At 71.2% G+C, this 13109-nt stretch carries 11 protein-coding genes; 4 read left to right on the top strand and 7 right to left on the bottom strand.

Going from position 1 to position 13109, the window contains the following annotated elements; all coding sequences use genetic code 11:
* The first annotated feature begins 9 nt into the window (after positions 1-9).
* Together GKS42_RS09510 and GKS42_RS09505 are read left to right on the top strand one after the other, a co-directional pair.
* A complete protein-coding gene (locus tag GKS42_RS09510) occupies positions 10-1167 on the top strand; it encodes a mandelate racemase/muconate lactonizing enzyme family protein (protein WP_232847993.1) in 1158 nt (385 codons plus the stop codon).
* 132 nt (positions 1168-1299) lie between these two features.
* Complete coding sequence (locus GKS42_RS09505; RefSeq protein ID WP_168217795.1) at positions 1300-5037, top strand: CBM96 family carbohydrate-binding protein; 3738 nt, start codon at positions 1300-1302, stop codon at positions 5035-5037.
* 70 nt (positions 5038-5107) lie between these two features.
* On the opposite strand, the gene GKS42_RS09500 is transcribed toward GKS42_RS09505, so the two are convergent.
* The 3 genes from GKS42_RS09500 to pgsA all read right to left on the bottom strand — a co-directional run bounded on the left by GKS42_RS09500 (position 5108) and on the right by pgsA (position 6716).
* Positions 5108-5419: a helix-turn-helix domain-containing protein gene (locus GKS42_RS09500; RefSeq protein WP_154793605.1), complete on the bottom strand. Its 312-nt coding sequence runs from the start codon at positions 5417-5419 to the stop codon at positions 5108-5110.
* A 158-nt stretch (positions 5420-5577) separates the two neighbouring features.
* Complete coding sequence (locus tag GKS42_RS09495; protein WP_154793604.1) at positions 5578-6078, bottom strand: CinA family protein; 501 nt, start codon at positions 6076-6078, stop codon at positions 5578-5580.
* Between the two features lie 5 nt (positions 6079-6083).
* Positions 6084-6716 carry a CDP-diacylglycerol--glycerol-3-phosphate 3-phosphatidyltransferase gene (gene pgsA, locus GKS42_RS09490; protein ID WP_154793603.1) on the bottom strand — a complete coding sequence of 211 codons (633 nt, stop codon included), beginning with the start codon at positions 6714-6716 and terminating at the stop codon, positions 6084-6086.
* Between the two features lie 69 nt (positions 6717-6785).
* Between pgsA and GKS42_RS09485 the strand changes: the two genes are divergently transcribed.
* Complete coding sequence (locus GKS42_RS09485; RefSeq protein WP_154793602.1) at positions 6786-8123, top strand: CapA family protein; 1338 nt, start codon at positions 6786-6788, stop codon at positions 8121-8123.
* Positions 8124-8151: 28 nt separating this feature from the next.
* Here the strand turns inward: GKS42_RS09485 and GKS42_RS09480 are convergent, their stop codons facing one another.
* The 4 genes from GKS42_RS09480 to GKS42_RS09465 form a co-directional block, all read right to left on the bottom strand.
* Positions 8152-8376, bottom strand: coding sequence for a helix-turn-helix domain-containing protein (locus tag GKS42_RS09480; protein ID WP_154793601.1), 225 nt, complete (start codon positions 8374-8376; stop codon positions 8152-8154).
* Positions 8366-8848 carry a hypothetical protein gene (locus GKS42_RS09475; RefSeq protein WP_168217794.1) on the bottom strand — a complete coding sequence of 161 codons (483 nt, stop codon included), beginning with the start codon at positions 8846-8848 and terminating at the stop codon, positions 8366-8368. The genes GKS42_RS09480 and GKS42_RS09475 overlap by 11 nt, the downstream gene beginning before the upstream one ends.
* A 221-nt stretch (positions 8849-9069) precedes the next feature.
* Positions 9070-11796, bottom strand: coding sequence for a DNA translocase FtsK (locus tag GKS42_RS09470; RefSeq protein ID WP_154793599.1), 2727 nt, complete (start codon positions 11794-11796; stop codon positions 9070-9072).
* A 176-nt stretch (positions 11797-11972) separates the two neighbouring features.
* The gene (locus tag GKS42_RS09465) at positions 11973-12383 is read right to left on the bottom strand and encodes a hypothetical protein (protein ID WP_154793598.1); all 411 of its coding nucleotides are present in this window, start codon (positions 12381-12383) and stop codon (positions 11973-11975) included.
* Positions 12384-12468: 85 nt separating this feature from the next.
* Between GKS42_RS09465 and GKS42_RS09460 the strand changes: the two genes are divergently transcribed.
* Positions 12469-13035 (top strand): TetR/AcrR family transcriptional regulator, encoded by a 567-nt coding sequence (locus GKS42_RS09460; protein ID WP_154793597.1) that lies wholly within the window; start codon positions 12469-12471, stop codon positions 13033-13035.
* Positions 13036-13109 lie beyond the last annotated feature (74 nt).

Genomic DNA, 13109 nt, shown 5'->3' with positions numbered 1-13109 from the left:
CTGCGCTCGATGACCACCTACGTCTGCGACGCGTACCGCACCAACTGGGTGTTCGTACGGCTCGAGACCGACGACGGCCGCTACGGCTGGGGCGAGGCGACCCTGGAGTACCGCGAGCATGTCGTGGCCGAAGCGATCCGCTACCTCGAGAACGGGCTCGCGGACGTCGAGCTGCACGACATCCAGGCGTGGTGGCAGCGCGCCTACCGGGACGCGTACTGGCGCGGCGGCGCGGTCCTGACGAGCGCACTCTCCGCGGTCGAGATGGCGCTCTGGGACCTCAAGGGCAAGGCCCTCGGCGTCCCGGTGCACCAGCTCCTCGGCGGGGCCGTCCGCCAGGACGTCGAGTGCTACGCCAATGCCTGGTTCGCCGGCGCGAGCACGCCCGCCGAGTTCGCGCAGCGGGCACGCAGCGCTGTCGACTGGGGCTACCGAGCCCTGAAGTGGGACCCGTTCGGATCGGCCTTCCGCAGCCTCGACCGTGCGGAACTGCGCGACGCCCTCGCGGTGGTCGAGGCGGTCGCGACCGAGGTCGGCCACGATGCGTCACTGATCGTCGAGGCGCACGGCAGGTTCGAGATGCCCACGGCGCTGCGGGTGGCGCGGGCACTGGAGCCCTTCGACCTGCTGTGGCTCGAGGAGCCCCTGATCCCCGGGAACCTCGCGAACGCGGCCGAGCTGCGGTCCGCGACCGCGACCCCGATCGGGCTCGGCGAGCGGCTGTACACCCGCTGGGACTTCGTGGAGGTGTTCCAACGACACGCCGCCGATGTGGTGCAGCCCGACGTCTCGCACGTCGGCGGGATCTGGGAGGCGCGCGCCGTCGCAACGATCGCGGAGATGTGGCAGATCCCGTTCATGCCGCACAACCCCTCGGGCCCGGTCGCGCACGCGGCAACGCTCCAGCTGGCGGGCTGCATCCCGAACTTCGGCCTGCTGGAGACCATGGCGACCGACGTGCCGTGGCGACGCGACGTCGTCATCGATGAGCCCCCGATCATCGCCGGTCGCGCCACCATCCCCGACCGACCGGGCCTGGGCGTCGAGCTCGACCTCGAGGCGATGTCCCGGCATCCCTACGTGCGCCACGACCTGCGCCACTACAGCGGCGACCTCACCCGGATCCGCCCGGAGGACGCCGTCGGGCTCCACGAACAGTCCCGATAGGAATCGAACTTGGGCCGCAAACCGCTGCCCAGCCACCCGCCGCCGACGACCAGTGATGGAGCTGAACGCACCGTGCGAACACCGAACCGACCACGCCCCGCGCGCCGTAGGAAGCCCTCGATCCTTGCGATGATGACCGCGGCGACGCTCGTCCTCATCCCGGCCTTCGGGATCGGGGCGCCGGCGCGCGCCGATGACATCCCGGTCATCGACGCCCCCGAGGACGTCGCCGCGCTCGTCGGCGCTCATCCGCGACTCATGCTCGGTGACGCCGATGTGGCGCGCATCCAGGCCGAGATCGGCACGGACCCGTTCGCCGAGCGGCTGCACGGGGAGCTGATCGATGCGGCGGACGGGTTGCTCACCGAGCCGGTCTCCACCTACGAGTTCCCGGACGGCCGGACGCTGCTGCTCGTCGCGCGGGAGGTCCTGCACCGCTCCTACGTGCTCTCGATGGCCTACCGGCTGACCGGGGATGAGGTCTACGCCCAGCGTGCCTACGACGAGCTCGCCGCGGTGGCTGCCTTCAGCGACTGGAATCCGGTGAGCTTCCTGTCGACGGCGGAACTGCTGCACGCGTACGCGGTCTCCTACGACTGGCTGTACTCGTGGATGGACGCCGAGCAGCGTACGGTCGTTCGCACGGCGATCGTGGAGCTCGGGCTGGCCCCGGCGCAGGACCACTACGACGCCGAGACGTCATGGACCCGGGCGAAGCACAACTGGAACGTCGTGTGCAACAGCGCGATCGTCATCGCATCCTTGGCGATCGCGGACGAGGAGCCGGAGCTGGCGAACTCGATGATCGCGCAGGCGCTTGACCGACTGCCGGTCGCGCTCGCGGAGTACGGCCCGGACGGCGGGTACACCGAGGGCATCGTCTACTGGGGCTACGCGACCCGCTACCTGGTGCCCCTGATGGCTTCGCTGGAGAGCGCCGTCGGAGACGACTTCGGGATCTCCGAGCTCCCCGGGCTGGACCGCACCCTCGACTTCCCGCTCTACATGACGGGCCCGACCGGTCTGAGCTTCAACTACTACGACGCCGCGGCGAGCTCGCCGGAGGGCGGCTCTGTCGGCGCCTGGCTTGCCGCCCGCTACGACGACCCGGTGTACGCGTGGCTCGCCGAGGAGCTCGCCCAGACCAACAACCTCACGTACCCACCGTTCTACCTGCTGTGGCAGGGGCTGCAGGATTCGACCTCGCCCGCGGACGCGGGCGCGCCCCTGGATCGCAGGTTCGAACGGCTGCAGACCTATCTGGCCCGCAGCGGCTGGGACTCGATGGCGAACTTCTTCGGGTTCAAGGCCGGGCAGAACGGCGTCAACCACAGCCACCTCGACCTCGGCAGCTTCGTCATCGACTCGATGGGCATGCGGTGGGCGAGCGAGCTCGGCCCGGACAGCTACGGATTGCCCGGGTACTCATCGGCCGGCCCGGACGGGCCGCGCTGGACCTACTACCGCACCCGCACCGAGGGTCAGAACACGCTGGTGCTCAATCCTGGTTCCGGTGGCGGGCAGGCACTCGATGCGACCGGGACCATCGTGGCCACGGGCTCGAGCCCGGGAGGCAGCTTCGTGGTCTCCGACCTCACCCAGGCGTACGCCGACCTCGGCGTCACGAACTGGGACCGTGGCGTCGCGCTGATCGACGACCGGTCCCGGTTCCTGATCCAGGACGAGGTGACCGCCACCGAGCCGGTCGAGCCGTGGTGGTTCATGCACACCGCCGCCGCGGTCGACGTCGCGCCGGATGGCCTGTCCGCGACCCTGACCATCGACGGCCGCCAGATGAGCGCCCGACTCCTCGAAGGGCCACCCGGGGCACAACTGTCCGTCATGGACGCGGTGCCGCTGCCGACCTCGCCGGCTCCGGCCGGCCAGAACGCCAACGCCGGCACGCGCAAGCTCGTCGTCACCGGCGAGGAGAGCGCCGACTTCCGGATCTCGGTGCTGCTGGAGCCGCTCCCGACCGGCGCGGATCCTGCACCCGCTCCCACGCCAACGCCGCTCGCCGACTGGACGGTGCCGCCGGCGCCGCCGGCGTCCCTGGCGTCGGTCACGGTCGACGGCGAGCCGCTCGACGGCTTCTCCGCAGACTCCCACAGCTACGTGATCGAGCGCCCCGCCGCGAGCGGCGTGCCGGTCATCGAAGCGGTCGGCGCGGCCGGAGCGGACGTTCACGTCGAGCAGGCGGCGCAGGTGCCCGGCACCGCGGTGATCTGCGTCGGCGCCGGGTCTTCGTGCTCGGCCAGGTACACGATCGACCTGCTCGATCCGTTCCGGGCCCCGGTCGTCGCGAGCGTCGTCGGTGTCAACCCGGCGGAGCGTGCCATCGACGACGATCTGGCGACGTTCTGGTCGGCGCAGGGCCGAGGCCAGTGGATCCAGCTCAATCTGCCCGAGGCGCGCACTGTTGACGGGGTCTCACTGGCGTGGAGCCAGGGGGCAGCGCGCGAGTACTCGTTCACGATCGAGACCTCCGTGGACGGAGCGACCTGGACCGAGGCGCTCACCTCGACCTCCTCCGGCGCCACGGCGGAACCCGAGTCCCACCCGTTCGCCCCCGTCACGGCACGCTACGTCCGGTTGATCGGATACGGCAGCAACGCCAACGAGTGGAACTCGCTCGCAGACTTCCGGCTCGTCGCCGACGGGCAGACCTGGCCTGGCGCGGCGGTCGGCGAGGCCGAGCTGACCGGTCTCGTCGCGGACCTACCGAGTGAGCTCACGCTGCGCAGCGCGACGCGACCGAGCATCGTGGCGACCTACTCGGATGACAGCACGACCCAGCTCGGGGCCGACGAGGTCGAACTCGTCAGTTCGGCGCCGGACGTCGCCGAGGTGGTCGACGGCGTGATCGTGGCCCTGGCTCCGGGCGAGGCCGTGATCCACGGCCGCTACCGCGACGCGGCGGGACGCCTCGCCTTCCTCCGCGCGGACGTTCGCGTCGTCGACCCGACGCAGCAGACGATCGTCTCCGCCCGGGACGGCTTCATCCGCGACGGTGAGTACGCCGGCGGCCGCTACGGTCGGCTGCCCTCGATGACCGTCAAGAACGACCCGCGCACCGTGGGCGGCACCCGGCAGGGCCTCGCGGTGTTCGACCTGTCCACGATCGAGGCCGGGTCGGTGGTCTCGGCGGAACTGACGCTCACGGCCGGGGTGTCCGCCGGCCGCACGATGCAGATCGACGTCATGACCGCCGGGACCGACTGGACGGAGTCCACCCTGTCGTGGAACACGCGACCACCGGTCGGCACCGAACCGGTCGGCTCCTTCGTGGCACCCGAGACCCAGCAAGCGATCACGGTCGACGTGACGACCGCCGTCGCAGCAGCAGTCGGCGAGGAGCTGGGGCTGGCGTTCCTGCAGTCCCCGACCGACCCACAACTCGCCGGGGCGACCATCGCGAGCCGCGAGGCCGGTGCGACGGCTCCCGTCCTCACCGTCAGGCTGGCCGTCGAGAACGCCTGCACACGGACCCTGACCGGGCCGGTGATCGACGCGGTCACGGTGGGCGGCGGCGAGATCCTGTGCCTGGATGACGCACAGGTGCGGGGGGCGGTCACCGTCGCTGCCGGCGGTGGCCTGCGGGCGCAGGACTCCACCGTCCGCGGACCGCTGGACGCCACCGGCGCAGTCCTGATCGACCTGCTCGACACCGAGGTGCAGGGACCCCTCACGCTCACCGGGGGCACCGGCACCGCGTGGCTGCAGGACAGCACGGTCACCGGGCCGTTCGAACTGTTCGACGCCGTGGGTGAGGTCGTCCTCGTCGGGATGACGGTGAACGGCACGCTCAGCTGCCGGTCGGCGACTCCCCTGGTGCTCGTGCCGGGCGAGGTCAGGAACAACACCTGCTGAGCGCGGACCTGCGAAGACACCGATGGCCCCGGCGCAGTGCCGGGGCCATCGGTTCGAGACTGATAGGGGATCAGACGGTGGCGAGATCCTCGTCGCGGCCGAGCTGATAGGCGAAGTCCGCGGGAATGGTGTCCGGGATCGCGATGCCCTCGACGAGTGCGACGCGGTCGGAGACCTCGCGCAGCACCACCGAGAGTGGGATGTTCAGAGCTGTGCAGATCGAGGAGAGCAACTCCGAGGAGGCCTCCTTCTGGCCCCGCTCGACCTCCGAGAGGTAGCCGAGGGAGACCCGTGCTGCCGAGGACACCTCGCGCAGAGTGCGTCCCTGACGTTGGCGTGCGCCCCGCAGGACATCACCGATCTCTCGCCGTAGTACCACCATGGTGCGTCCCTCCTCTCGCGCTGTTGCCTTTGCCGTAGTCCTACCGTACCCCGATGGTGCGACGGGTGCGTTGCGCACCGTGGACGAACGATGCGGGTGTCGCCCCTTCGGTGCCCCGGTCGCCGGCCGGGCGTTCACTGGCGTCATGTTGTGCTTCATTACCCTTCCCAACGCCGCGGCCGCCCCGCTTGTTCCCCGGCCTGGCGAAGCAGTGCGAGGGCGAGCGCCACGGTGGCGGACCGGACCGCGGGACGGGCGCCCGCGAGGTGATAGCCGCGCACCGCGCGCCAGGTCGGCGTGGTGCACGCGACGAACACGGTGCCGGCCGGCTGCCCGTCGGCCGGCCCGGGGCCCGCTACGCCGGTGGTGCCCAGCCCGATCTCGGCACCGAGGGCCGCCCGCACGCCGTCGGCCATCTCGAGGGCCACCTGCGGGTGGACGGGTCCGTGGACGGCGAGCAGGTCCGGGTCGACGCCGAGCAGCGAGGCCTTGACGTCGGTCGCGTACGCCACCACACCGCCGCGCAGCACCGCGGACACACCGGGGACCGAGACCAGTTCGGCCGCGAGCGCCCCACCGGTGAGGGACTCCGCGACCGCGACGGTGCGGCCTGACTCGATCAGGCGCGCGACGGTCCCGGCGGTGCTGTGAGCGGGCATCGGCGTCAGCGGGCACCCGGTTCGGCAGCGGCGCCGCCGCCCGAACGGGCCGACTGCCAGGCCTTCACGCAGTAGTCCACGCCGGTCACCACCGTGACCGCGAGCGCGGCCAACATGATGACGAAGGCGACGATCCGCAGGACGTCACCGAAGGCCAGGTCGGCCAGGGCGACGGTGAGCAGCATCAGCGAGATGAAGACGATCTGCAGGACGGTCTTGAGCTTGCCGCCCTTGGACGCGGGCATCACGACGCCGCGACGGACCATCACGAACCGGAGCACGGTGATCCCGATCTCACGGACGAGGATCGCGATCGTGGCCCACCACGGCATCAGGCCGGAGTCGATGATGGACAGCATCACCATCGCGGTGCCGGTGAGCAGCTTGTCGGCGAACGGGTCCGCGATCTTGCCGAAGTTCGTCACGATCCCGCGACTGCGGGCGATCTGGCCGTCGAGCCGGTCGGTGTACGCCGCGAGCAGGAACACCACGAGCGCTGCGACGCGGGCCGCGGTCGAGTCCTGCCAGAGCAGGACCGCGAAGACCGGGACGAGCACGACCCGCACCATCGTCAAGACATTGGGCAGGTTCCAGACCTCGGCGGTCGCCTCATCGCTGGACCGGGATTCACTCGTCACGCGATCAGGGTACGGGACCGGGACCGAACCGGGCACAGACGCGGCACCACGCCGACATACACTCTTCCGGTGTCTGAGACCCCCACCCAGCGTCGGCGCCGACGCCGTCGACGCGGCCTCCCGCTCCCCGCGATCCTGCTGATCCTCGCGCTGAGCCTCGGCGTCGGTGGCGCGGTCGCGGCCTGGCAGCCGTGGAACGCCGGCGGCACGCCCGGCCCGACCGCTGAGCCGACCACCGAGCCCGGAGCGGCGTCCAGCACGAGCGAGCCGGCTGCCACGACGGAGCCGACGACTCCAGAACCGCAGGCGGACGCCGTCTTCACGATCGGCGCCGCCGGCGACGTGCTGCCGCACGACACGGTGATCCGCAACGCCCGGACCGACGGCGGGTACGACTTCACGCCCATGCTGGAGGCGACCCGGCCCTGGAGCTCTGGCGTGGACCTGGCGCTGTGCAACATGGAGGTGCCGCTCTCGCTGCCGGACGAGACGCCGTCGGGATATCCGCTGTTCGGCGCGCCCACCGAGATCGCGGGCAACCTCGCCGACCTCGGCTGGGACGGGTGCTCCACCGGCACGAACCACTCCCTCGACCGCGGCTACGACAACCTCGCCTACACCCTCGACACCTTCGACGAGGCGGGCCTTGGCCACGCCGGCTCGGCCCGGAGCGCCGAGGAGGAGCTCGCACCGCAGTTCTACGAGCTGGAGCGGGAGGGGCAGACGATCCGGATCGCCCAGATCGGTGCGACGTACGGCACGAACGGCCTGCCGATCCCCGCCGACGCCCCCTGGGCCGTCACGATCATCGACGCCGACGCGCTGATCGCGCAGGCGACGGCGGCCCGCGAGGCCGGGGCGGACCTGGTCGTGGCCACGCTGCACTGGGGCTACGAGTACCAGAACTCCCCCGCCGACGACCAGGTCGCGGTCGCCGAGGCCCTCGCCGCGTCCGGGCAGGTGGACCTCATCATCGGCAACCACCCGCACGTGCCCCAGCCGATGGCACTGCTCGACGGCGGCCCTGACGGCTCCGGCATGTGGGTCGCCTACTCGCTGGGGAACTTCATCTCCAACCAGGACGACCTGTGCTGCGTCCCGCAGACCGGCACCGGGCTGTTCCTGACGGCGACCGTGGTCAAGCCCGCCGACGGCCCGGCCCGGGTGACCGGCCTGGAGTGGACCCCGATGACCGTGGACCGGGTCGGCGCCCAGCGGGTCTACCCGCTGCCCGCGCTCCTGGCCGGGGAAACGCCGTCGGGCCTGACGCTGTCCTCGGGGACGCTCGAGAACCGGCAGTCGCTCGTGGCGCAGGTGATGGCGAACTCCAGCGGCGCGGACTTCCCCGAGCGGACCGAGCCACCGACGCCCACCGGGGACGAGGCCGCGGTGGTCCCCCGCTCCTGAACGGCCCGGCACCGGCGTTCCACGGGACTCAGCCCGAGCGCAGGCCGAAGAGGTCGGCGGGCGTGGCGTCGAGGGCGTCGCAGATCGCCGTGAGCGTCGTGAACCGGATCGCCCGGGCCTTGTTCGTCTTCAGGATGGACAGGTTCGCGAGGGTGATCCCGGTGCGCTCGGACAGCTCCGTCAGAGTGACGCCACGCTCCTCGAGGACGCGGTCGAGGTGGCAGACGATCCGGTGGTCGGGCTCAGACGACACCCACGGTCTCCTTCTCGAGGTCGGCGCCGTCCCGGATCGCGTACATGAACGCGGAGGCCACGAAGCCGAGGGCGATCAGGAAGACCGGGACCGAGGGCAGATCAATCCCGAACCGCTCCCAGACCCTGCCGTCCAGAGGGTAGAAGGTCTGGGTGAGCAGCACCACGGCGAGCAGGTCCAGCAATGCCATGGCGACGCCGCCGAGGATGAGCAGCAGGCTGATGCCGGACAGATCTCGCCGGACCTCTGCTCCGAACGATCGGTGCGCCGCGATCGCACTCAGGATCCTGACCAGGAGCAACGCAGCCAGCAGGAGTAGGACCGCCTGGAGCAAGCCCGGCAGTGCTGCGGACAACCTGATCCACCACGACAGGTCCAGCACGGTCATGACATTGTCGGGACCGGGCTCCGCGGCGGCGATCTGGGGCAGATCCCGGATCGGCATCCCCGGGTCCGCCGAGTTGAGGCTCACGGTCCGGCCGCGAACGATGACCCACGCCTGCAGCAAAGCGAACGCTGCCCCCAACACGGCCAACGACCGGACGAACCCGATCGCCAGCCTGGTCGCCTCAGACCGCGGATCCCCGGCCTTCCGCTTCTTCGACATCATCGTCCCCTTATCGTTCATCGATATTATTGACAAACGATATGGCACGCTACCCTGCGCGGCAAAGCCTCTCGCCCGGACCTGCCTCAGTTCCGGTCGGTGAGGTCCCAGGCGTCCTCGGAGCCGTCCTCGTCGTCCGAGTCGTAGTAGTCCACGGCCTGCTCGCGCTCGGCGAGGTCGGCGGCCACGAGGTCCTCGGGGCCGTCGTCGTAGCCGGGTTCGTCGTCGACGTCCGCCGCGGGTGCGGGACCGTCGCCGCGCAGCATGGCGAGCGTGGCGGGCAGGTCGTCGGGCTGGACCAGCACGTCGCGGGCCTTCGATCCCTCGGAGGGCCCGACGATCTCGCGGGACTCGAGCAGGTCCATCAGCCGGCCGGCCTTGGCGAACCCGACCCGGAGCTTGCGCTGCAGCATCGAGGTCGACCCGAACTGGGTGGTGACCACCAGTTCGGCCGCCTGCAGCAGCAGGTCCAGGTCGTCGCCGATGTCCTCGTCGACCTGCTTCTTCGCCGCGGACACCACGATGTCCTCGCGGTAGGTCGGCTTGAGCTGGCTCTTCACGTGCTCGACGACGGCGTGCACCTCGGTCTCGCTGACCCAGGCACCCTGCACGCGCATCGGCTTGGACGCTCCCATCGGCAGGAACAGCGCGTCGCCCTGCCCGATGAGCTTCTCCGCGCCCGGCTGGTCCAGGACCACGCGGGAGTCGGCGAGCGAGGAGGTCGCGAAGGCGAGGCGGGACGGCACGTTGGCCTTGATCAGGCCGGTGACCACGTCGACGCTCGGACGCTGCGTGGCCAGCACCAGGTGGATGCCGGCGGCGCGGGCGAGCTGGGTGATCCGCTGGATGGACGCCTCCACGTCCCGCGGCGCGACCATCATCAGGTCGGCGAGCTCGTCGACCACCACGAGCAGGTACGGGTACGGCGCGATCTTGCGCTCGCTGCCGGGCAACGGCTTCACCTTGCCGGCGCGCACCCCGGCGTTGAAGTCGTCGATGTGCTTGTACCCGAAGGCGGCGAGGTCGTCGTAGCGGGCGTCCATCTCCCGGACCACCCACTCGAGCGCCTCGGCGGCCTTCTTGGGGTTCGTGATGATCGGCGTGATCAGGTGCGGGATGCCCTCGTAGATGGTCAGCTCGACCCGCTTCGGGTCGACGAGGACCATCCGCACCTCCTCGGGGGTGGCGCGCATCATGATCGAGGTGATCATCGAGTTCACGAACGAGGACTTACCGGCACCGGTGGCGCCCGCGACGAGGATGTGTGGCATCTTCGCGAGGTTGGCCACCACGTAGCCGCCCTCGACGTCCTTGCCGACGCCGATCACCATCGGGTGCTCGTTGCGGCGGGCCACGGCGGACCGCAACACGTCGCCGAGGACGACGATCTCGCGGTCGGCGTTCGGGATCTCGATACCGATCGCCTTCTTCCCCGGGATCGGGGACAGGATCCGCACGTCCGCGCTCGCGACGGCGTAGGCGATGTTCTTGCTGAGCGCGGTGACCCGCTCGACCTTCACCCCGGAGCCGAGCTCCACCTCGTAGCGGGTGACCGTCGGGCCCCGGGTGAAGCCGGTGACCTGGGCGTCCACGCCGAAGTCGGTGAGCACGGTGGTCAGCGCCTCGACGACCCGGTCGTTCGCGGGCGAGCGGAGCTTGTGCGGCGCGCCCTGCACGAGCGCCTCGTCGCCGGGGAGCGTGTAGGTCAGGCCCGGGTCGAGGACCAGTTGCTCCGCGCGGGCAGGCAGCGCCTGGGTGGGCGGAGCGATCAGGTCCTCGGGCGCGGCACTCTCCTCGGCGGGCTCGTCGAACGGCTCGACGGCGGCCGGTTCCGGCGCCGGGGTGGCCTTACCCGCCCGGGGGGTGCGGCTGCGGCCGCGGGGAGTCTCGGCGGGCTCGTCGCCGGGTTCGGTCTCGTGCGGGTGCACGAACGCCTCGTCACCGGTGTACGCGCCGGGCTCGACGGCGGGGGTGGTCCCCTTCGCCTTCGCCCGACGACGGCGGGGCCGTCCGTCGAGCTCCTCGGTCGCGTCGGGGTCCGGGGCGCCCTGGGCGGCGTCGGCCTCGCGGGCGTCGATGTCGGCGCCGGTGACCCAGTCGACGCCCTGGCGGATCCGGCGCGGGATGGCGGCGACCGGGGTGGCCGTCACCACGAGCAGGCCGAAGAACGCCAACAGCACCAGCAGGGGCACCGTCACCCAGCTGGTCAGGGCGGCCGAGAGCGGGTTGGCGGCGGCGAAGCCGATCAGGCCACCGGCCGCGAACACGTCCTGCCACGCGGGCGGTGCGGGCAGCCCGGAGGCCACCTGGATCAGCCCACAGGCCGCCACCGCGATGGCGCTCAGGCCGATGAAGACGCGGCCGTTGACCTCCCTGCGCTCCGGGTGACGCATCAGGCGCACGGCGATGAGGACGAGGATCACGGGGATCACGATGGCGAGCACGCCGACGAGGCCGGCCGCCGCGGCGTGGACGATCTCCCCGGCCGCGCCGGACAGGCCGAACCACTCGCGCACGGCGACGATCACGGCGAGGGCGAGCAGCAGGAAGGCGATGCCGTCCCTGCGATGGGCGGGGTCGAGGTTGCGGGCTCCGGATCCGATGCTGCGCGCCGTCCCTCCGACTAGGTGGGCGAGTCCCATCCAGATCCCGCGCACGATGCGCACGGGCAGCGGTGACTGCTGCTGCTGCGCCGGCTTCTTGCGCCCACTCCCGCCGGAACGCGAGGTGGAGCCCGCCCGGCTCGCGGCCGGCGAACTCTTCTTGCGTCCAGGTGAGGCGGACCGTCCGGGGGAAGTCGTACGGGTCGCCATGATTGTTGGTTGTCCTCTCGGGTCAGGCGTGCCGAGACAAGCCTGTCGGCTCTACTCAACCAAAGATCCGCCGCCGAGTCCGGGATGACACGCACGCCGACCGCCGCACGCGGGTGTCCTGGATCACGCTCGGGTCGCCTGCTGCGAGCCGATCGCGGGCGCCTGCGGGCCGGTTCTCACGCCGTCAGGAGGCCGATCCCCAGGGTGATGAGACCGGCGACGAGCGACAGTGCGCCCAGGTAGAGGATCGCGATCCAGCGGCTCGGCCGCTCCCGGCCCTTGCCCATGGCGGAGAAGAAGAAGCCGGCCGGCATGGCGATCGCCGCGACCAGCACCCCGGTGCCGGCGAGCCAGCGCCAGAAGCCGGCCAGCGCCGTCGCCTCGGTGAGCAGCAGGCAGACCAGGCCGAACACGATGAGCACACCGGCGTGGGCGTGCCCGGCGCGGAAGAACGCGGTCTGGAAGGCGGTGGTTGGCACCTTGCCGGTGACCACCTTCGTCAGGAAGTAGCCACCGCTGGTGACGGTCACGGCGGCGAGGATCGCAACGCCGGCCGTCGTCGTGGCGGCCTGGGACAACTCGATCATGGCGATCATCCGATCTCTGCTCCGGTTTACTAACACTGTTATCTAACGCTGTAAGAAAACTGGTGTCAAGCCCTAGACTCGGCTCATGGCCCGCCCCCGCACCCATGACGAGACCCTCCGCACGAGCCTGCTCGAACACGCCTCCCGGGCGCTGTCCGCCAATGGACCGGACGGCATGTCGCTGCGGGCGGTGACCGCCGCGGCCGGCACCACGACGGCCGCCGTGTACACCCTGTTCGGTGGGCGTGACGGGCTGATCGAGGCGGTGGTGGACGAGGGGTTCGAGCGGTTCGGCCGGCATCTCGCGACAGTGCCCCGCACGGGCGACGCGGGGGCGGACCTGTTCGCGCTCGGGCTGGCCTACCGGGAGAGCGCACTGGCGGACCCGCACTTCTACCGGGTGATGTTCGCGGCGGACGGGGTCCGCCGGTCCAAGGACCCCCTGGCCGAGCCGACGTTCGGCGTCCTGCGCGACGCCGTCGCCCGGCTCCCTCGTGCGGAGGTCGGCGATGCCGGCCCCGAGCCGACGGCCCTGCGCCTGTGGGGTCTCGTGCACGGGCTGGTCAGCCTGGAGCTGGCCGGCCTGCTGCCGGGCGACGAGCGCGAGCACTCCGACCGCTACGCCGCGGCGCTCCGGTCCTCAGCGGGCTGACGCCCGGCCCGCCGAGACCCCGACGTGCGAGAACCCCCGGCACTGGTGTGCCGGGGGTCCTCGGGAGCGCAGCG

The sequence above is a fragment of the Occultella kanbiaonis genome (assembly GCF_009708215.1).
In the GTDB taxonomy this organism is placed as follows: Bacteria; Actinomycetota; Actinomycetes; order Actinomycetales; family Beutenbergiaceae; genus Occultella; species Occultella kanbiaonis.
The sequence above is the reverse complement of the archived record's forward strand: the minus strand, read 5'-3'. Positions and strand labels throughout refer to the sequence as shown.

What these genes read in the sequence shown, in the direction of transcription:
- GKS42_RS09510 (WP_232847993.1), top strand. Translation starts at nt 10, where the DNA reads ATGACCACCTACGTCTGCGACGCGTACCGCACCAACTGGGTGTTCGTA.
- GKS42_RS09505 (WP_168217795.1), top strand. Translation starts at nt 1,300, where the DNA reads ATGACCGCGGCGACGCTCGTCCTCATCCCGGCCTTCGGGATCGGGGCG.
- GKS42_RS09500 (WP_154793605.1), bottom strand. Translation starts at nt 5,419, where the DNA reads ATGGTGGTACTACGGCGAGAGATCGGTGATGTCCTGCGGGGCGCACGC.
- GKS42_RS09495 (WP_154793604.1), bottom strand. Translation starts at nt 6,078, where the DNA reads ATGCCCGCTCACAGCACCGCCGGGACCGTCGCGCGCCTGATCGAGTCA.
- GKS42_RS09470 (WP_154793599.1), bottom strand. Translation starts at nt 11,796, where the DNA reads ATGGCGACCCGTACGACTTCCCCCGGACGGTCCGCCTCACCTGGACGC.
- GKS42_RS09465 (WP_154793598.1), bottom strand. Translation starts at nt 12,383, where the DNA reads ATGATCGAGTTGTCCCAGGCCGCCACGACGACGGCCGGCGTTGCGATC.
- GKS42_RS09460 (WP_154793597.1), top strand. Translation starts at nt 12,469, where the DNA reads ATGGCCCGCCCCCGCACCCATGACGAGACCCTCCGCACGAGCCTGCTC.